Origin of the sequence: Methylopila turkensis, assembly GCF_027922325.1 — a bacterium.
Taxonomy (GTDB): domain Bacteria; phylum Pseudomonadota; class Alphaproteobacteria; order Rhizobiales; family Methylopilaceae; genus Methylopila; species Methylopila turkensis.
Genome location: NZ_BSFL01000001.1, coordinates 509,817 through 528,154 on the forward strand (window position 1 = coordinate 509,817; position 18,338 = coordinate 528,154).

The 18,338-nt window shown below is 71.7% G+C and carries 18 protein-coding genes; 9 read left to right on the forward strand and 9 right to left on the reverse strand.

The annotated features are described in order from the left end of the window. Nucleotides 1-221: 221 nt before the first annotated feature. Both PKE78_RS02365 and PKE78_RS02370 read left to right on the forward strand, forming a co-directional pair. A complete protein-coding gene (locus PKE78_RS02365; RefSeq protein ID WP_271199237.1) occupies nt 222-809 on the forward strand; it encodes a cytochrome b in 588 nt (195 codons plus the stop codon). Nucleotides 810-890: 81 nt separating this feature from the next. Then, a complete protein-coding gene (locus PKE78_RS02370; protein WP_271199238.1) occupies nt 891-1,103 on the forward strand; it encodes a DUF2093 domain-containing protein in 213 nt (70 codons plus the stop codon). 17 nt (nt 1,104-1,120) lie between these two features. Here PKE78_RS02370 and lpxK read toward each other — a convergent pair whose 3' ends face one another. The 5 genes from lpxK to PKE78_RS02395 are packed head-to-tail and all read right to left on the reverse strand — an operon-like array spanning nt 1,121 to nt 5,246. Further along, nucleotides 1,121-2,116, reverse strand: a complete 996-nt coding sequence (lpxK, locus tag PKE78_RS02375; protein ID WP_271199239.1) for a tetraacyldisaccharide 4'-kinase — start codon at nt 2,114-2,116, stop codon at nt 1,121-1,123. After that, a complete protein-coding gene (locus tag PKE78_RS02380; RefSeq protein WP_271199240.1) occupies nt 2,116-3,426 on the reverse strand; it encodes a 3-deoxy-D-manno-octulosonic acid transferase in 1,311 nt (436 codons plus the stop codon). Before PKE78_RS02380 ends, lpxK begins: the two co-directional genes overlap by 1 nt. Next, nucleotides 3,419-4,156 carry a lysophospholipid acyltransferase family protein gene (locus PKE78_RS02385; protein ID WP_271199241.1) on the reverse strand — a complete coding sequence of 246 codons (738 nt, stop codon included), beginning with the start codon at nt 4,154-4,156 and terminating at the stop codon, nt 3,419-3,421. The genes PKE78_RS02380 and PKE78_RS02385 overlap by 8 nt, the downstream gene beginning before the upstream one ends. Nucleotides 4,157-4,176: 20 nt before the next feature. Further along, entirely contained in the window at nt 4,177-4,419 is a 243-nt protein-coding gene (locus PKE78_RS02390; protein ID WP_271199242.1) for a DUF4170 domain-containing protein, read from the reverse strand. Next, nucleotides 4,416-5,246, reverse strand: coding sequence for a 3'(2'),5'-bisphosphate nucleotidase CysQ (locus PKE78_RS02395; RefSeq protein WP_271199243.1), 831 nt, complete (start codon nt 5,244-5,246; stop codon nt 4,416-4,418). Before PKE78_RS02395 ends, PKE78_RS02390 begins: the two co-directional genes overlap by 4 nt. A 322-nt stretch (nt 5,247-5,568) precedes the next feature. Here PKE78_RS02395 and PKE78_RS02400 point away from each other — a divergent pair, with 322 nt between their 5' ends. After that, entirely contained in the window at nt 5,569-6,153 is a 585-nt protein-coding gene (locus PKE78_RS02400) for a DUF6101 family protein (protein ID WP_271199244.1), read from the forward strand. A gap of 104 nt (nt 6,154-6,257) precedes the next feature. Here PKE78_RS02400 and PKE78_RS02405 read toward each other — a convergent pair whose 3' ends face one another. The 4 genes from PKE78_RS02405 to ubiA form a co-directional block, all read right to left on the reverse strand. Next, nucleotides 6,258-6,425: a hypothetical protein gene (locus PKE78_RS02405; protein WP_271199245.1), complete on the reverse strand. Its 168-nt coding sequence runs from the start codon at nt 6,423-6,425 to the stop codon at nt 6,258-6,260. Between the two features lie 84 nt (nt 6,426-6,509). Next, complete coding sequence (locus tag PKE78_RS02410; protein WP_271199246.1) at nt 6,510-7,841, reverse strand: ammonium transporter; 1,332 nt, start codon at nt 7,839-7,841, stop codon at nt 6,510-6,512. Between the two features lie 119 nt (nt 7,842-7,960). Then, entirely contained in the window at nt 7,961-8,089 is a 129-nt protein-coding gene (locus tag PKE78_RS02415) for a hypothetical protein (protein ID WP_271199247.1), read from the reverse strand. Nucleotides 8,090-8,096: 7 nt separating this feature from the next. After that, the gene (gene ubiA / locus PKE78_RS02420; protein ID WP_271199248.1) at nt 8,097-9,035 is read right to left on the reverse strand and encodes a 4-hydroxybenzoate octaprenyltransferase; all 939 of its coding nucleotides are present in this window, start codon (nt 9,033-9,035) and stop codon (nt 8,097-8,099) included. Between the two features lie 149 nt (nt 9,036-9,184). Between ubiA and PKE78_RS02425 the strand changes: the two genes are divergently transcribed. The 6 genes from PKE78_RS02425 to PKE78_RS02450 all read left to right on the forward strand — a co-directional run bounded on the left by PKE78_RS02425 (nt 9,185) and on the right by PKE78_RS02450 (nt 18,205). Further along, nucleotides 9,185-10,156, forward strand: a complete 972-nt coding sequence (locus PKE78_RS02425) for a bifunctional riboflavin kinase/FAD synthetase (protein ID WP_271199249.1) — start codon at nt 9,185-9,187, stop codon at nt 10,154-10,156. 427 nt (nt 10,157-10,583) lie between these two features. Beyond that, entirely contained in the window at nt 10,584-13,622 is a 3,039-nt protein-coding gene (gene ileS / locus PKE78_RS02430) for an isoleucine--tRNA ligase (RefSeq protein ID WP_271199250.1), read from the forward strand. A 160-nt stretch (nt 13,623-13,782) separates the two neighbouring features. Further along, nucleotides 13,783-14,280 carry a signal peptidase II gene (gene lspA, locus PKE78_RS02435; RefSeq protein ID WP_271199251.1) on the forward strand — a complete coding sequence of 166 codons (498 nt, stop codon included), beginning with the start codon at nt 13,783-13,785 and terminating at the stop codon, nt 14,278-14,280. Between the two features lie 57 nt (nt 14,281-14,337). After that, nucleotides 14,338-15,090 carry a hypothetical protein gene (locus PKE78_RS02440; protein WP_271199252.1) on the forward strand — a complete coding sequence of 251 codons (753 nt, stop codon included), beginning with the start codon at nt 14,338-14,340 and terminating at the stop codon, nt 15,088-15,090. A 266-nt stretch (nt 15,091-15,356) separates the two neighbouring features. Beyond that, nucleotides 15,357-16,769, forward strand: coding sequence for a M16 family metallopeptidase (locus tag PKE78_RS02445; RefSeq protein WP_271199253.1), 1,413 nt, complete (start codon nt 15,357-15,359; stop codon nt 16,767-16,769). After that, entirely contained in the window at nt 16,766-18,205 is a 1,440-nt protein-coding gene (locus PKE78_RS02450) for a M16 family metallopeptidase (protein WP_271199254.1), read from the forward strand. The genes PKE78_RS02445 and PKE78_RS02450 overlap by 4 nt, the downstream gene beginning before the upstream one ends. Nucleotides 18,206-18,338: the final 133 nt, after the last annotated feature.

The following is an 18,338-nucleotide window of genomic DNA, read 5'->3' on the forward strand; positions in this document are numbered from 1 at the left end:
ACCCTCCGATTAAATCGCTTCTAATATACATTCGCAGTCTTGCAAGCACGTGTCTGTGATCGTCCAAACAGGCGTCATTGAAATACGACGATCTAAGGGTTACTCAGGATATATTCTTGTCTTTCACTCGCCTCGGCGCAAGCACGTCAAGGGTTCATGATGCCGTCGCTCTTCGCGCCATGCGCAGGACTTGTCCGATCTGGCGCGTGCAGGAGTCGCGGATGATCGGCAGGGCGCTCTCCGACAGCCCCGCCGGCTACGGCGCGGTCACGCGCGCGTTTCATGGCGCGATCGCCGCGCTCGTGCTGTGGCAGTTCGCGATGGTCCTGGCCTATCGGCTGCTGGGCGAGCACAACGCCACGCTGAACGCGATCTACGGCGTCGCGCCGCACGGCCCCGTCGGGCTGCTGGTTCTCCTGTTGGTGATCCCGCGCGCGGTCTGGGCGTTCGCGAACCGGAAGCGCCGCCCGTCCTACAGCGCCGGGCTCGCGGGACGGCTGGCGCGGGCGGCGCACGTGCTGATCTACGCGCTGCTGGTCCTGGTCCCCACGGTCGCCGTCGTCCGGCAGTACGGCAAGGGCAAGGGCTGGGACGTGTTCGGGATCCGGCTGTTCGAGCCGACCGGCGTGACGAACGACGCGCTCGTCGCGATCGCCGACGCGACCCATTCCCCGATGTCCTGGACGCTGCTGGCGCTGATCGGCGGCCACGCCGCGGCGGCGGCGCTGCACGGCCTCGTCTGGAAAGACCGCGTGGTCGGCCGCATGTTCGGCCGGCGGGCGCGGGCTCTCGACGCGGCCGCGCGCTAGCATACCCCCTTCCACGCCCGACATTTGCGGCCGCCGACGCGCTCGCCTATATGCTCAGGCGTTACGGAGCCAGACGCCGCCATGAACCGCTACGAACGTCCGCCGTCGTCCGGCGAGGCCGAAGTGCGCTACCTCGACGCCGATTTCCGGGTCATGCGGCCCGGCGCCTTCGTGCGCTGCGCGGTCACCGGCCAGCCGATCGCGATCGAAGAGCTGCGCTACTGGAGCGTCGAGCGGCAGGAGCCTTACGCGGGCCCCGAAGAGGCGCTGGCGCGCGCGCTCGGCAAGGCCTGACGTCGCGCCGCCGCCGCTCAGCCGCCGTCGAGCGCGGCGCGGACGAGAGCGAGCAGACGTTCGGCGTCCTCCACCTCGAGCGCGACCGGCACGACGATCGCGGCCTCGGCGAGCGGCACCAGCGCGCCGGTCCACTTCACAGCGTCCTTGGCCGTGGTCGCGATCGCCGCGCCCGCCGCTCGCGCTCCGGCCAGGATGGCCTCCGCCTCGCGCGGCGACGGCGCTGCGTGGTCGGCGAGCGCATGCAGCCTCACAACCTCCGCGCCGAGGCTTTGAAGCGTCTCCACGAACTTCGCCGGCCGGCCGAGCCCCGCGACCGCCACGACCCGCCGGCCCGCGAGCGCGGCGGCGGCTTCCGGCGCCGGCCGCAGCGCGCCGCGGAACACCGGCAGGCCCGCCTGCGCGATCCGGCCCGCGAGCGCGTCGCCGGGCGCGCCTGCGCCGACCACCAGCGCCGCATGCGCGTGCGCGAGCTGAGCCTCAAACGGCGCCCGCAGCGGCCCCGCAGGGATGCAGCGCCCGTTGCCGACGCCCTGCCCGCCGTCGATCACGACCAGCGAGAACGTCTTCGCCAGCGCCGGATTCTGGAAGCCGTCGTCGAGCACCACGACGTCCGCGCCCTGCGCTATGGCGAGCCGCGCTCCGGCCACGCGGTCGCGGGCGACGAACGTCGGCGCCGTCCGAGCCAGCAGCAGCGGCTCGTCGCCGACCTCCGCGGCGGTGTGGTCGTCGGGATCGACCGCGACCGGCCCTGCGAGCCCGCCGCCATAGCCGCGCGAGACGATGGCGGACCGCCTGCCCTCAGCGGCGAGACGGCCGGCGAGCCAGATCGCGGTCGGGGTCTTGCCGGCGCCGCCCGCGACCAGATTGCCGACGCAGAGCACGGGCGCGCCGACGGTCGCTCCCGGCTCGGCCATCCGCGCCGCGGTGATGGCCCCGACGCGGCGCCCGATCGGCCCGAGCAGCATGGCGGCGAGGCTTCGCTCCCGCCGCCAGAAGGCCGGCGTCCGCATCAGGCGACGCCGAGCCGGACCTGCATCAGATAGGGCTCGATCGCGCCGAGCGTGCGGTCCACGGCGCCGCCGAGCCGCTGGCACGCGGTCGTCGCGGCCGCGACCATCGCGCCGCGCGCTCCGCCGTCGAGCACGATGCGCGCCGCCGCCGCCCCGAGCGCGTCCGGATCGACCACGCGGACGGCGCCGCCGCTGCGGTCGAGCATGTCATAGACCTCGGCGAAGTTCGCCACATGCGGCCCGTGCACCACCGGCGCGCCGAGCTTGGCGGGTTCGATCGGGTTCTGGCCGCCGTGGCGGACCAGCGAGCCGCCGACGAACACCACGTCGGCGAGGCGGTAGAACAGGCCGAGTTCGCCGATCGTGTCGGCGACGTAGAACTCGACGTCACGGCCGGGCTCGGCGCCTTCGGAGCGGCGGACGGCCGCGAGGCCGTGCAGGCTCGCCGCTTCGGCCGCGGCGGCGCCGGCGCCCGGGTGGCGCGGCGCGATGATGGTGATGAGGTCCGGCGCATGCGCGCGCGCCACCACATGGGCGCGGGCGACGGCGGCGTCTTCGCCGGGATGGGTGCTGGCCGCCACGAACACCGGCCGCCCCCGCGTCATCGCGCGCAGCGCCGCGAGCGCCGAGGAGTCCGCGGCGGGTGGGGCGGCGTCGAACTTGAGGTTGCCGACGTTCTCCACCCGGCGCGCGCCGAGATCGACGAAACGCGACGCGTCGCCCTGCGACTGCACGAGGCAGAGGTCGAAATGGTCGATCAACGCGCTGATCGTGCGGCGGGCGCGCCGCCAGCGCGAGAAGGAGCGCTCGGACATGCGGCCGTTGACCAGCACCAGCGGCGCCCCGAGCGCCCGCGCCCGCCGCAGCAGGTTGGGCCAGATCTCGCTTTCGGCGATGAGCGCGAGGTCCGGGCGCCAGTGGGCGAGGAACCGCTCCACGTAAGCGGGGACGTCGAGCGGCACGAACTGGTGGATGGCGCCCTCCGGCAGGCGCTGCGCGGCGACCGCCGCCGACGTGACGGTGCCGGTCGTCACCAGCGCCCAGAAGCCGCGCGCCACGAGGCGCTCGACCAGGGGCGCCAGCGCGTTGAACTCGCCGACGCTCGCGCCGTGCAGCCACACCAGCGGGCCGTCCGGGCGCGCCATGCCGGCGACGCCGCGGCGCTCGGCGATGCGTTCCGGATTCTCCTTGCCGCGGCCGGCCCGCCGGCGCAGCAGCGCCCCCGCGAACGGACGGAAGGCGGCGAGGCTCTGCCGGTACAGCGTCAGGGGCGCGGTCGCGCGCGCCGTACGGCGGAAGTCGTCAGGCATGCGGAGACGCCTCGGCTGCGGCGCGGCTCGCGCCGCGTCTTGTCCATTGCATCCCCACCGCAAGGTAGGCGCGCTCATGGGCCGCGTCGAGCCCCGCCTCGATGGCGAGGCGGGCCCGTTCGAGCGCCTCCGGACCGGCGTCCCGCTCGACCCTGACCGGGTCTCCCAGCACGGCCGCGCCGCGTCCGAACGGCAAGTTGATCGCCGCGTGATCCCAGGTGTCGAGCGTCTTGATCCGGCTGGTCGCGACCGCGAACGGGAACACCGGGCGCCCCGACAGCTTGGCGAGCAGAGCGACGCCCTCGCCGGCCCGGCCCGAGACCTTCGGCACGTCGGCGGTGAACACCATGCTCTCGCCCTTCGCCAGCACGTCGAGCATGGCGCGGAGCGCCTGCGCGCCGCCGCGGCGGGCCGACTTGCGCGCCGAACCGCCGGAGCCGCGCACCGCGCCGATGCCGAACCGGGCGCAGGCGATCGCGTTGACGCCGCCGTCCGCGTGGCGTGAGGCGAGCGTGCGCGCCGGCATGTCGCCGCGCTTCATGGCCGGCACCATCAGATGCTGGCCATGCCAGAGCGCGACGATGACGGGCAGTTCGGGGACGAGGCGGTCGTGCAGGTCCGGCGGGTCGAACGTCCAGCGGTTGGTCGCGCGCACCAGCCGGATGTATCCCGCGAGCAGGCTGCCGGCGGCTTCCTGGACCACCGCGGACCGGCCGAGTCGCTTCAGCATGGCGGCAGGCCGGACGACCCTCAGCGCGCGGCCGAGGCGTCCGGCTCCAGCAGCCTGTGCAGATGCACGACAAAGTAGCGCATGTGGGCGTTGTCGACGGTCGCCTGCGCTTTCGCCTTCCAGGCCGCGCGCGCGCTCTCGTAGTCCGGGAAGACGCCGACGACGTCGAGCTCCGACAGGTCGCGGAACGAGACCCCCGAGACGTCCTCCAGTTCGCCGCCGAAAACGAGATGCAGGAGCTGCTTGGGCTTCACTTCGGTCATCGGGTCTTGTCCTTCGCGGCGGCGACCAGTTCGGGTTCGGCGGAAATGGCGGCGAGCAGCGCCGCATGACGGTGCGGCGCGGCGGCGACCAGCGCGCCCTGCCGCGTGCTCCTGCGGTTGTACGTGGGGGCCGCGCCGTCGAAATCGGTCAGCACGGCGCCGGCCTCCTCGAGAATGAGATGGGCGGCCGCGATGTCCCAGTCGTGCGCCGCGGGCCGCGCGAGCGCGGCCTCCAACGTGCCGTCCGCCACCTTCACGAGCCGGTTCGCGAGCGCGTAGATCCAGGCGCCCTCGACCACGCCGTGCGTCTTCAGCGGGGAGATCAGCGAGCGCGTGCCGCCGACCCGGGCGCCTTCGAGATCGTGGGAGTCGCTCACCGTCAGCGGCCGGCCGTTGAGGGTCGCCCCGCCGCCGCGCACCGCGGCGTGGGTCACGCCGCGCACGGGGTTGTGGACGATGCCGGCGATCGGGCGCCCGTCCTCGACCAGCGCGACCGAGACCACCCATTCCGGCACGCCGTCGACGAAGGCGCGGGTGCCGTCGATCGGGTCGACGATCCAGACCCGGCGCCGGTCGAGCCGCTCGGGCGTGTCCGCGGTCTCCTCCGACAGCCAGCCGGACCCTGGCGCGAGCGGCGGCAGGCGCTCGGCGAGGTAGCGGTCGACGGCGATGTCGGCCTCGGTCACGGGGCTGTCGTCGGCCTTGCTCCAGCGCTCGGCGCCGCCGCCCTTGAACAGACGCGCGGCGATCGCCCCGGCTTCGCCGACGACCTCGGCGAGGCGGTCTGCGAGGGGAACGAGGTCGAGCTCGGCGTCGATCGAGGTCACGGGCGCGGGACATCCTGTGTGCTGGTGGGAACGGTGCGGCGAGGGCGATGACCGCACCCGCAAAGTGTCGGGAACAAGGCCGATCCGCAAGCGCGCCACGGCGCCGGCGTTGTCGCACAGGCCCGCGCGCGGGTGAAGCGGTTCACTCAAAGCTTACCCTGCGCCGAAAGCACCTCTTCAGCATAGCGGCAGACAAACCGAGCAGAACGCCCGGACAAGAAAGGATTCACCAGCCTCGTTAAGCCGACGCGGCGAAGGCGTGAGGCATTGTCCGGCTTACAGCGAAGAGCCCGAACAACGGGGCCTTCAGGGAGACTGGACAGTGGGACGTCAAACCGAAACCGGCGCGCAGGCGTGCGCCGGAACGGGGTCGGCCAGCCGGCTCGATCCCTTCGCGTTGCCGATCCGCTTCGCGGCGCCCGACGCCGCGGCGGACGGCGGCGAGCGGCGCGTGACGCTCGATGCGGAGCGCGTGGTGGTGGACAGGAAGGTGCGTAGCATGTCGATGCGGATCGCGGTGCCTCTCAACGCCTTCTCCGGCGTCGCCGTCAGGGTGGCGCCCGGCGAGAAGCCGGAATGCGACCGGGTCGAGGTGGTGTTGGCCCATCGCGACCGCGCGCTCGACGTGCCGCTGCACGAAAGCGCGCCGGACGGCGACGGCCTCGCCGAATGGAAGAGCTGGGGCCGCGCGCTGAAGCTGCCGCTGCTGGTGGAGGAGCTCGACGGCCGCCGCTCGACGCCGTCAGCCATGCTCGGTCTGGTCGAGGTTCGCCGCCCGCGCCCGCGCCGTCGCCACAGCCTGCTTGCGGGCCGGCGGCCGCGCTTCCTCGCGAAGCGGCGCACGGGCGCGCTCTCTGGAGAGGCGCCCGTCCATCGCAGCGAGCGCGAAATCATCGCGCGGAACTGACAGCCGTTCGGCCCGCGCCTTCAGCCGGGCTCCCCCGACAGAACGAGGCCGCGCCCGTCGCCGGGCGCGGCCTCGTTCGTTGGGACACCCGAACCGATGGAGGCTCAGCCGAGCTTCTTCGAGCACGAGGTCTCGTGCCGCATCATCGAGGCGATCGAGGCGGCGCAGGCGACGATGGCGACGGCGCAGAAGAACATCAGCACGCCGGGCCGGTCGGCGAAGGTGAAGTAGGCCTTGGCGCCTTCCCAGGCGGTGATCGGTGCGGAATTCATCGGATCATCTCCAGCGGCGCCGCGGCGCCTGACGGGTTGCAGGGGCGGCCGGCCGAGAGGCCGGCCGCCAGGATCGCTTGAGGCTCACTCGGCCGGGCTCATGACCGAGGTCCCGTAGGCGGGAATGGTCGCTTCCGGATAGGCCTTGACCGGAACCTCGGCGATGTCGAGGCCGGCGATCTCGGCGGCGGGCGCGACGCGCAGCACGCCAAGAGCCTTCAGCGCGTAAGAGGCGAGGTAGCCCGGCACGAAGCCGAGGACCACGAACACGAGCATGCTCATGAACTGGCCGAGGAAGGAGACCGCCGGTCCCTCCACGTTCGGGTAGCCGGCGGCGAAGATGCCCGCGGCCACGAGGCCCCACACGCCGCCGAAGCCGTGGACGGCGACGGCGCCGACCGCGTCGTCGATCTTCAGACGCTCGAGGATGAAGTCCGCGATCTTCGGGATCGCGAGGCCGCCCACGAAGCTGATCAGGAAGGCCAGCGCCGGGTGGTAGACGTCGAGGCCGGGCGCCGACGAGATGACGCCGATCAGGGCGCCGGACATCATCCAGAACGGATCGCGGGTGACGACATAGGCGCCGATCATGCCGCCGGCCACGCCCATCAGCGTGTTGAAGGCGAAGGCGGAGAGCGTGGCCGGCGTGTTGTAGATCGTCATCCACGTGCCGCCGTTGTAGATGATGCAGCCGCCGAGGAAGCCGAAGAAGCCCATCACGATCAGCATCAGGCCGATGAGCGACATCGGCATGTTGTGGCCCGCGATGTGGACCACCTTGCCATCCGAGGTGAAGCGGCCGATGCGCGGCCCGAGATTGATCAGCACGCCGAGGGTGAAGAAGCCGGCGATCGTGTGGACGCAGCCGGCGGCGCCCACGTCATGCAGCCCCCACTGCGACGTCAGCCAGCCGTTCGGGTGCCATCCCCAGGAGGCGCCCAGGATCCAGACGAAGCCGCCCAGCAGAATGGCGAGGATCGTGAAGGCCGACATGCGGATGCGCTCGATGACGGCGCCCGACATGATCGAGGCGGTCGTCGCCGCGAACAGCGTGAACGCCGCCCAGAAGATGCCCGAGGCGTTGTCGCCCAGGTTGGGGCCCATGGACTCGCTCCAGGGCAGGCCGGCCGCCGCGGCGTCGGACACGGTGAAGCCGGTCGGGAACGCCAGATAGATCCACCACCCGAAGAAGTAGAACGTCGGCACCAGGAACGCGAAGGCGAGCAGGTTCTTGAGGCCGGAAGCCAGCGCGTTCTTGGCGCGCGAGGCGCCCATCTCGTAGGCAAGGAACCCGGCGTGGATGGCCACCATCAAGGCGGTGCACCACCAGTAGAACACTTCCGCGTTGATCGTCTTCGTCAGCGCGACCGCGGCCTCCAAGGCCTCGATCTTCGCCAGCAACGCCGCGTTATCCATGCGAACCCCCTTGTTCGTCGTCGACCGGCCGCCTCGCGAGGGCGGCGGCTTCGACGGGGTTCAAGCATTAAGCGTGCCAATTCTGCTCAAGAGGAATACGAATTTCGCGGGAGGAAACGTCAGCCGTAGATCAGCAGCAGGATCGCCGCGACGACCACGCCGACGGCGAGCCACAGCCGGAGCCCGGCCTGACGCAGCATGAAGCGCCGGTGCGGCGGGCTGACAGGGTCTTTGGGACCGTCGCTCATTGGGGCCTCACATCCGCAGAAGGGCGTCGAGCGCGAAGCCGGCGAAGACGAGCGCGCCGGCCTCGCGGTTCGACTTGAACAGGCGCAGGCAGAGCGCGGCGTCGGCGATGTCGAGCCGCATGACCTGCCATGCGCCATGCGCCGCGAAGGCCGCGACCCCGGCATAAGCCGCCGCGCCGCCGCCCGCGGCGAAGACCGCGAGCGCCAGCAGTGCGGCCGCTCCGGCGTAGAGGCCCCCCACGATTGGCCGGGTGCGCTCGCCGAACAGCAGGGCCGTGGAGCCGACGCCGACGAGGGCGTCGTCCTCCTTGTCCTGGTGGGCGTAGATCGTGTCGTAGCCGATGATCCACAGGAACGCCGCGGCGTGCAGCAACAGCGGCGCGGCGTCGAGCCGGCCGAAGGCGACCGCCCAGCCCATCAGCGCGCCCCAGCCGAAGCAGACGCCGAGCATGGCCTGCGGCCACCAGGTGACCCGCTTCATGAAGGGGTAGAGCGCGACCGGCAGCACGGAGCAGGCGCCGACGAGCACGGCGAACCAGGGCAGCGACAGCAGCACCGCGAGGCCAACCAGAAGCTGCGCCGCCAGAAACACAGCGGCGCCCTTCGCCGTGACTTGCCCGGACGGCAGCGGCCGCGAGCGGGTACGGGCGACCTTGGCGTCGATGTCGCGGTCGACGAGGTCGTTGTAGGTGCAGCCGGCTCCGCGCATGGCGACCGCGCCGACCGCGAACAGGGCGAGCGTCCAAAGGTCCGGCGCGGCGCCGCCGGCGACCGCCGCGAGGCCGACCGACCAAGCGCAGGGCCAGAACAGCAGCCAGGCCCCGATCGGGCGGTCGGCGCGGGCGAGCCTCAGGAACGGGCGCCACGAGGCCGGCGCGCGCCTGTCCACCCAGTTGCGGGGCTGCGCGTCGGCGACGGCGCCGGAGGGCGATGCGGTGTCGGTCATGGTCGCGACCGACGACGCGGCATGGCGCGCCAAACGTCAAGCCCGCGCGGGCGCCCTTGGGCGCCTTGACGCCCGCGCCGCCGCGCGCCATCCCTCCCCGGCCCGCGAAACCTCCTTCCCCGCGCGGCCGAAGAGCATCCCCGAGGGCGATGGCCGCTCAGCCCGAACATGCGCCGCTGATCGATCCCGCCACGCTGCCCGAGCGCTTCCGCGACGGCCATGTGGTCGTCGGCAATTTCGACGGCGTGCACCGCGGCCACGCCGCCGTCATCGCGCAGGCTGCGGAGAACGCCCACGCCGCGCGCCGCCCCGTGGTGGCGCTGACCTTCGAGCCGCATCCGCGCACCTTCTTCCAGCCGGACCGGCCGCTGTTCCGGCTGACCGACGCCCATGAGAAGGCGCGCCAGCTCGCCCGCGCCGGCGCCGACGCGACCGTGACGCTGAACTTCGACGAGGCGCTGTCGCGCATCGAGGCCGAGGACTTCGTCGCCGACGTGCTGGCGCGCCGGCTCGGCGCCCACACCGTGGTGGTCGGCTGGGATTTCCATTTCGGCCGCGGCCGGCTGGGCTCGCCAGCCTTCCTCGCGGAAGCGGGGCCCCGGCACGGCATGTTCGTCGAGATCGTGCCGCCTCATGGCGGCCTGACGCCGGTCTCCTCCAGCGCGATCCGCGACCTGCTGGCGGCCGGCGACCTGACCGCCGCCAACCGCCTGCTCGGCCGCCGCTGGATCGTCGAGGCCGAGGTGGTCCACGGCGACAAGCGCGGCCGCGAGCTTGGCTTCCCGACCGCGAACCTGATCCTGCCGCCGGAGACGCGGCTCGCGCACGGCATCTACGCCGTGCGCGCGCTGGTCGACGGCCGGATCGTCGACGGCGTCGCGAGCTTCGGCCGCCGCCCGCAGTTCGACGACGGAGCGCCGCGGCTCGAGGTGTTCCTGCTCGACTTCTCCGGCGACCTCTATGGCAAGCGCCTGCGCGTGGAGCTCGTCGCCTGGCAGCGGGCGGAGGCGAAGTTCGAGAGCGTCGACGCGCTGATCGAACAGATGGAGCGCGACAAGGCCGAGGCGCGGCGCCTGCTCGCGCAACCGGAAGATCCGCTCGCGCCGAGCGCGCTGGTGTGATCCCTCCTCAAGCGACGCTTGGGGAGGGTGGCCCTTCGCGGAGCGAAGGGTCGGGTGGGGCCGCCGACATCGCCCTTGCGACGTCGTTCCTTTTGACCGCGACGATCGGAACAGGACCTGGCGAAGCGCCTCGTCCGGCGCCGCACCCCACCCGACCTCGCTGACGCGAGGCCACCCTCCCCTGTCCCAGGGGAGGGATCGCTGGCGCCTTCCGCGCCCCTTCACTTGTCAGCAAGCCCGACCCTGCTACAAGGCGCGCAACGTCATTTCCGAGCTTCGGCCCATGCGCCTGCGTCCGTCCGCGATCTTCCGAATTATCGGCCCGGCCCGAGCCTGAGCCGCGGGTTCTCCGCGCGGTCCGGGCGACAGGCCGGGAGACGACACGCCGCCTGACCGACGCCTCGATCGAGATATCCGGACGCGCCCCATGCCCGCCGACGCCAAGCCCACCGACGCCCGCGACTACTCCGAAACCCTGTTCCTGCCTCAGACCGACTTCCCCATGCGCGCCGGCCTTCCCCAGAAGGAGCCGGAGCTGCTGAAGCGCTGGGAGCGGATCGGGCTTTACGAAAAGCTGCGCGCGTCGAGCGCGGGGCGGAGGAAGTACGTCCTCCACGACGGGCCGCCCTACGCCAACGGCCACCTGCACATCGGCCACGCCCTCAACAAGATCCTGAAGGACGTGGTGGTGCGCACCCGCCAGATGGCGGGCTTCGATTCGAACTACGTGCCGGGCTGGGACTGCCACGGCCTGCCGATCGAGTGGAAGGTCGAGGAGGGCTACCGCGCCAAGGGCCTGAACAAGGACGAGGTGCCGGTCATCGAGTTCCGCAAGGAGTGCCGGGAGTACGCGCAGAACTGGATCGGGATCCAGTCCGCGGAGTTCCAGCGCCTCGGCGTCACCGGCGACTGGAACGACCCCTACACCACCATGAAGTTCTCGGCCGAGGCGCAGATCGCCCGCGAGATCATGACCTTCGCGAAGACCGGCCAGCTCTACCGCGGCTCCAAGCCGGTGATGTGGTCGGTGGTGGAGAAGACCGCGCTCGCCGAGGCCGAGATCGAGTACCAGGAGTTCACCAGCGACACGGTGTTCGTGGCGTTTCCGCTCCTCGACCGTCATCCCGGCCGCCGCGAAGCGGAGAGCCGGGACCGCGTGCAGGATGAAGCGCTTCTTTCTGAGAACGATCCCGGCTCTGCGCCGTCGGCTTCGGCCGGGATGACGCTCGCTGGCACCTCCGTCGTCATCTGGACGACCACGCCGTGGACGCTGCCCGGTAACCGCGCCGTCGCCTACTCCCAGAAGATCGCTTACGGCCTCTATGAGGTGACCGAGGCCCCCGAGGATAACTGGGCGAAGGTCGGCGCGCGCTATCTGCTGGCGGACGCGCTCGCGGAAGGCGTGTTCAAGGCCGCGAAGGTCACCGGCTTTAAGAAGCTTCATAATGTGACGGCGGAGGATCTGGGCGACGTCGAGGCGCACCATCCGCTTCGCGATCTCGGCTACGACTTCGCCGTGCCGCTGCTCCCCGGCGACCATGTCACCGACGACGCCGGCACGGGCTTCGTGCACACCGCGCCCGGCCACGGTCGCGAGGACTTCGAGCTCTGGATGGACCACCGCTTCGATCTGGAGAAGCGCGGGATCAGCTCGAAGATCCCCTACACGGTCGACGCCGAGGGTTTCCTCACCAAGGACGCGCCGGGCTTCACCGGCCGCTCGGTCATCACCCACAAGGGCGACAAGGGCGACGCCAACCAGGCGGTCATCGACGCGCTGGTCGCGGCCGGCCGTCTGGTCGCGCGCGGAAAGCTGCGGCACCAGTACCCGCATTCCTGGCGTTCCAAGAAGCCGGTGATCTTCCGCAACACGCCGCAGTGGTTCATCCACATGGACCGCGACATCGCCGGCCCCGCGGACACGCTGCGTTCGCGCGCGCTCGCGGCGATCGAGGCGACCGCCTTCTACCCGCCGCAGGGAAAGAACCGCCTCCGCGGGATGATCGAGGGCCGGCCGGACTGGGTGGTCTCGCGCCAGCGCGCCTGGGGCGTGCCGATCACCGTGTTCACGCACAAGGAGACCGGCGAGATCCTGCAGGACCCGCGCGTCGACGCCCGCATCGCCGAGGCGTTCGAGGCGGAAGGCGCCGACGCCTGGTTCGCCGACGACGGCTCGCGCTTCCTCGGCAACGATTACGCCCTGTCCGACTACGACAAGGTGCCGGACATCCTCGATGTCTGGTTCGATTCCGGCTCCACCCACGCCTATGTGCTGGACCGCCGCCCAGACCTCTCGCCGAAGCGCGCCGTCGACGGCGGTGAGGACCAGGTGCTCTATCTCGAGGGCTCCGACCAGCACCGCGGCTGGTTCCACTCCTCGCTGCTCGAAAGCTGCGGCACGCGCGGCCGCGCGCCCTACGACGCGCTGCTGACGCATGGCTTCGTGCTCGACGAGCAGGGCCGCAAGATGTCGAAGTCGCTCGGCAACATCGTCGCCCCACAGAAGATCATCGAGCAGTCCGGCGCCGACATCCTGCGCCTCTGGGTCGTGCAGTCGGACTACGCCGACGACCTGCGCATCGGCCAGGAAATCCTGAAGACCGCGACCGACGCCTACCGCAAGCTGCGCAACACGCTGCGCTGGATGCTCGGGGCGCTGGCGCATTTCCACGACGGCGACGTCGTCGAGCACGCCGCCATGCCGGAGCTGGAGCGCTACGTGCTGCACCGGCTGGCGGAGGTCGATCTGGAGGTCGAGGCGGCCTATGAGGCCTTCGACTTCAAGCGCGGCTTCGCGAGCCTGTTCACCTTCCTGACGAACGACCTCTCGGCGTTCTACTTCGACGTCCGCAAGGACGCGCTCTACTGCGACCCGGCCTCCTCGGTGACGCGGCGCGCCGCGCTCACCGTGATCGACCGTGTGTTCCGCACGCTGGTCACGCGGCTCGCGCCGCTGCTGCCGTTCACGGCGGAGGAGACCTGGCTGTCGCGCTTCCCCGGCGAGGACGGCTCGGTCCATCTCGAGCTCTACGCCCTCGCCGATCCCGACTGGCGCGACGAGGCGCTGGCGGAGAAGTGGGAGAAGGTGCGCCGGGTCCGCCGCGTCGTCACCGGCGCGCTGGAGATCGAGCGCGCCGCGAAGCGCATCGGCTCGTCGCTCGAGGCCGCGCCGGTCGTCCACGTGACCGATCCGGAGTTGGCTGAGGCGCTGAAGCGGGTCGACCTCGCCGAGGTCGCGATCACCAGCGCGATCACGGTGGTCGCCGACGAAGCGCCGGCCGACGCCTTCCGCCTGCCCGACGTCGCCGGCGTCGCGGTGGCGTTCGCGCGCGCCGAGGGCCGGAAATGCGCCCGCTCGTGGAAGGTGACGCCCGACGTCGGCGCCGACCCGGACTATCCCGACGTCACACCGCGCGACGCCCAGGCGCTGCGCGAATGGGACGCCGCGCGGGAGAAGGCGGCGTGAGCGACCCGGCTCTTGTCCCGGCCTCGAGCCGGGACCCATATGCGCCGACGGTGCAGGACAAGCCTAGGCGGCGGTCGCGCTCTTTCCAGACGCTTGGCGTGTCTGGGTCCCGGCCCAAGGCCGGGATAAGCAAAGCCAGCGTTCTGCGGACGGTCCGCCCATGACGCTCGTGCCGCCCGCCCGCCGCGCCTATGCGCTCGCGCTCGTCGTGCTCGCGCTCGACCAGGCGCTGAAGCTCTGGGCGCTGTTCGTGTTCGACCTCGCGGAGAAGGGCCGGGTCGCGGTCGCTCCGATGTTCGACCTCGTGCTGGTCTGGAACACCGGCGTCTCCTACGGCCTGCTGCAGCAGGACAGCGAGTTCGGCCGCTGGGCGCTGGTCGCGCTCCATGTGGTCGCCTCGATCGCGATCACGATTTGGATCGCGCGCGAGAAGGACGCGTTCTCCGCGCTCGGCCTCGCGCTCATCCTCGGCGGCGCGATCGGCAACGGAATCGACCGGATCGCCTACGGCGCCGTGGTCGATTACGCGCTGCTGCACTGGGGCGACGCGACCTGGTACGTGTTCAACCTAGCCGACGCCGCCATCGTTGCGGGGGTCGGGCTGCTTCTGTATGGTGCGCTCCGCGGCCCGAAGAGCGCCGCGGGGGTATCTTCGTAGAGCGCGCGGTCGTCAGGCCTGGCGCTTCGAGGCCATCGCCTGAAGGACCAGTTGACCATGCGCCACGTCACCGTCCGCCTCGCCGCCGCGGCCATCGCCGCCGCCGGACTGGCCGTCGCCCACCCCGCGCACGCGCAGGACATGGGCTCGAACCCGATCACCGATCTGTTCGACGCCTTCGGCATGGGCGACAAGGAAAAGCCCGAGATCGAGTATCGCGAGCGGCCGGCGCTGGTGCCGCCGTCGTCGGTGAACCAGCTTCCGGCCCCGCAGGCCAAGGGCGCCGTGGGCCAGGCCACCGGCCAGTGGCCGTCCGATCCGGACGTCGAGCGCCGGGCGCGCCAGCGCGCCGAAGCCGACCTGCCGCGCACCGAGCAGCGCAGCTACCGCATGGGCGACCGCGAATCCCGCCTCGATCCGAGCGAGCTCAAGAGCCGGCGCGTCGCGACCGATCCGGGCGTCGGCGGCTACACCCCGACGCAGGGCGACAACGAGATCTCGCGGCTGTCGCCGAGCGAGCTCAAGAGCCGCCGGGCCGTGACCCGACGCGACACGGGCGGCTACGCCCCGACCCACGCCGACAATGAGATTACGCGGCTGTCGCCGAGCGAGGTGAGCGGTCGCAGGTCGACCGCGTCGGCCTCGGAGCCCCTTCCGCCTCCGGTCGCCCCGGTCGGCGAGCGCAAGCGCCTGACCGACCCGCCGACCGGCTATCTCCAGCCGGCGCAGACCGCGCCCTATTCCGGCCCGCAGACCGCCGCGGCGCAGGACAAGGCCTGGTACCAGAAGCTCAATCCGTTCTCGAACTGAGCGGCCTCCGGCGCCGCTGATGGGTTCGCCGACGTCGCGCCTCCGGCGCGGCGGGACGGTCGCGCACCTTGGCCGGCGCGCGCTCCGCGAAGGATGACGCAAACTTAATCCGCCGCGAGCCGATGTGAGGCGCGTCGCCGCTCGCGCGCCGGAACGCCCGCGCCTATATGTTGGGCGCTGCGCCGGGCGGTCGCCCGGCCGCCCTGCGGTCTGACCTACGTCCGCGGGCTTCGCTCGACAACGTCAACGCGATGGCTGCAGGATCGATGCTCAAACGTCTCACCGGAGGTTTCGCCAGAACCATGGCCGCCGTCACGCTCGCAGGCTCCCTCGCCGGCCTCTCGCCGTCCGCGACCGAGGCCGAGCCCGCCCGAGCGGCGGGCCCCCAGGTCTCCACCTTCACGCTGGACAACGGGCTTGAGGTGGTGGTCATCCCCGACCGGCGCGCCCCGGTCGTGACGCACATGGTCTGGTACAAGGTCGGCTCGGCCGACGAGCCGCGCGGCGTCTCCGGCATCGCCCACTTCCTCGAACACCTGATGTTCAAGGGCACCGCCAAGAACCCGGCCGGCGCGTTCTCGAAGCAGGTCGCCGAGCTCGGCGGGCAGGAGAACGCCTTCACCTCCTTCGACTACACCTCCTATTTCCAGCGGGTCGCCAAGGAGCATCTCGCGACGGTGATGGCCTTCGAGGCCGACCGGATGACCGGCCTCGTGCTGACCGACGAGGTGGTGAACCCCGAGCGCGACGTGGTGCTGGAGGAGCGCCGCTCGCGCGTCGACGGCGATCCGTCCTCGCAGCTTTCCGAGGCGGTGGCCGCGACGCTGTTCGTGAACCACCCCTACGGCACGCCGATCATCGGCTGGCAGCATGAGATCGAGAAACTGTCGCGCGAGGACGCCCTCGCCTTCTACAAGCGCTTCTATACCCCGAACAACGCGATCCTCGTGATCGCCGGCGACGTCGACGCCGACGAGGTCAAGAAGCTCGCCGCCGACACCTACGGCAAGGTGGAGCGCCGCGCCGATCCCGGCCCGCGCCTGCGCCCGACCGAGCCGGAGCCGCGCGCCGCGCGCCGCGTCTCGCTGTCCGACCCGCGGGTGACGCAGCCGTCGATCTCCAAGCAGTTCCTGGCCCCGTCCTACGAGACCGCGGCCGGCGACGAGGCCTACGCGCTCGATCTCGCGGCCCAGATCCTTGGCGGCGGCGTCACGAGCCGCGTCTACCGCTCGCTCGTGGTCGAGAAGGGCGTCGCCGCCAGCGCCGGCGCCTGGTACCAGGGCGACGCGCTCGACGACGGTCGCTTCGCGATCTACGGCAGCCCCCGCGGCGCGGCGACGCTGCGCGAGGTCGAGGCCGCGCTCGACGAGACCATCGCGCGCTTCCTCGAGGAAGGCCCGACGGACGGGGAGCTGGAGCGCGCCAAGACCCGGCTCGTCGCCGACACCATCTACGCGCAGGACAGCCAGGCGACGCTCGCCCGGATTTACGGCGCCTCGCTCGCGACCGGCGGCACGGTCGCCGACGTGCAGAACTGGCCGGCCAAGATCCGCGCCGTGACCGCTGAGGAGGTGCGCGCGGCTGTGCGCGCCGTGCTCGATCCGCGCCGCAGCGTCACCGGCGAGCTGGTCGGCGCCAAGGCGCCGGCCGCCCGTCCCGCCGCCGAGGCGCGCCCGTGACGGCGCGCGCCGCGTCGCCCCTGGTCTCCCGCGCCCTGAAAGGACTGTTCGCCGCCATCATGATCACCTCCGCCAGCCTCGCCGCGACCGCCTCCGCCCGCGCCACCGATATCCAGCGGGTGAAGACGCCCGGCGGGACCGAGGCCTGGCTGGTCGAGGAGACCGCCGTGCCGGTGATCGCGGTCGAGATCGCCTTCCGCAGCGGCGCCGCGCAGGACCCGGACGGCAAGGAAGGCCTCGCCGGCCTGATGGCGACGCTGTTCGACGAGGGCGCCGGCGACATGTCGGCCGAGGCGTTCCAGCAGACGCTCGAGGACAAGGCGATCGAGCTGTCGTTCTCCTCCAGCCGCGACGGCGTGACCGCGAGCCTGCGCGCGCTGCCGGAGACGGTCGACGAGGCGTTCCGCCTGCTCGGCCTCGCGCTGTCGAAGCCGCGCTTCGACCAGGACGCGCTCGACCGCATGCGCGGCCAGGTGTCCGCCCAGATCCGCCGCAACGCGCTCGATCCGGACGATCTCGCCGGACGCACTTTCTTCGCCACGGCGTTTCCGGGCCATCCCTACAGCCGGCCCACCCGCGGCACGCTGGCGAGCCTCGCGAGCCTGACCCGCGACGACCTCGTGGCGTTCCACAAGCGCCAGATCGCCCGCGACAACGTGGTGATCGGCGTCGTCGGCGCGATCGACGCCGAGCGGCTGAAGGGCCTCGTCGACGGCGCGCTGAGCGGCCTTCCGGCCAAGGCCGAGCTCACCCCCGTGCCGACCGTGACGCCCCAGGGCGCCGGCCGCACCGAGGTGTTGGAGCTCGACGTGCCGCAGAGCTCGATCATCTTCGGGCGCCCCGGTCCGCTCCGGAACGACGACGACTTCATCCCCGCCTATGTGGCGAACCACATCCTCGGCGGCGGCACGTTCTCGTCGCGCCTGTTCAACGAGGTGCGTGAGAAGCGCGGCCTCGCCTACTCCGTCTACAGCTATCTGCAGCCGTTCGACCACGGCGGCCTGCTGCTCGGCGGCGTCGCGACCCGCAACGACCGCGCCGGCCAGTCGGTCGACCTGATCCGCGCTGAGATCGCCCGCATGGCGAAGGACGGCCCGACGGCGGAGGAGCTCGCCAGCGCCAAGCGCTACCTCATCGGCTCCTTCGCGCTGCGCTTCGACACCTCGGCGAAGATCGCGAACCAGCTCGTGCAGCTCCAGCTCGACGATCTCGGCATCGACTACATCGACCGCCGCAACGCGATGGTCGAGGCGGTGACGCCAGAAGAGGTCAGGGCCGCGGCCGCCAAGCTGTTCGACGGCGGCAAGCTGCTGGTGGTCGCGGTCGGAAAGCCCGCCGGCCTCGCCGACGCCAACATCCGCAAGCCGCCGGCGCCGGACGCGGCCGGCGACGCCCTCGGCGCACCTGCGCCCGCCCCCGGCGGCGCGCCGCGCTGAGGCTTTTGCGGAGCCCGTCTGCTCCGCCCTCGTGTCCCGGCCTCGAGCCGGGACACGTAACCGCTGCGTCTTACGCCAGAACGCGACGCTGGCCTCAAGTTCGTCGAGGCCTAAGTCCCGGCCAAGGCCGGGA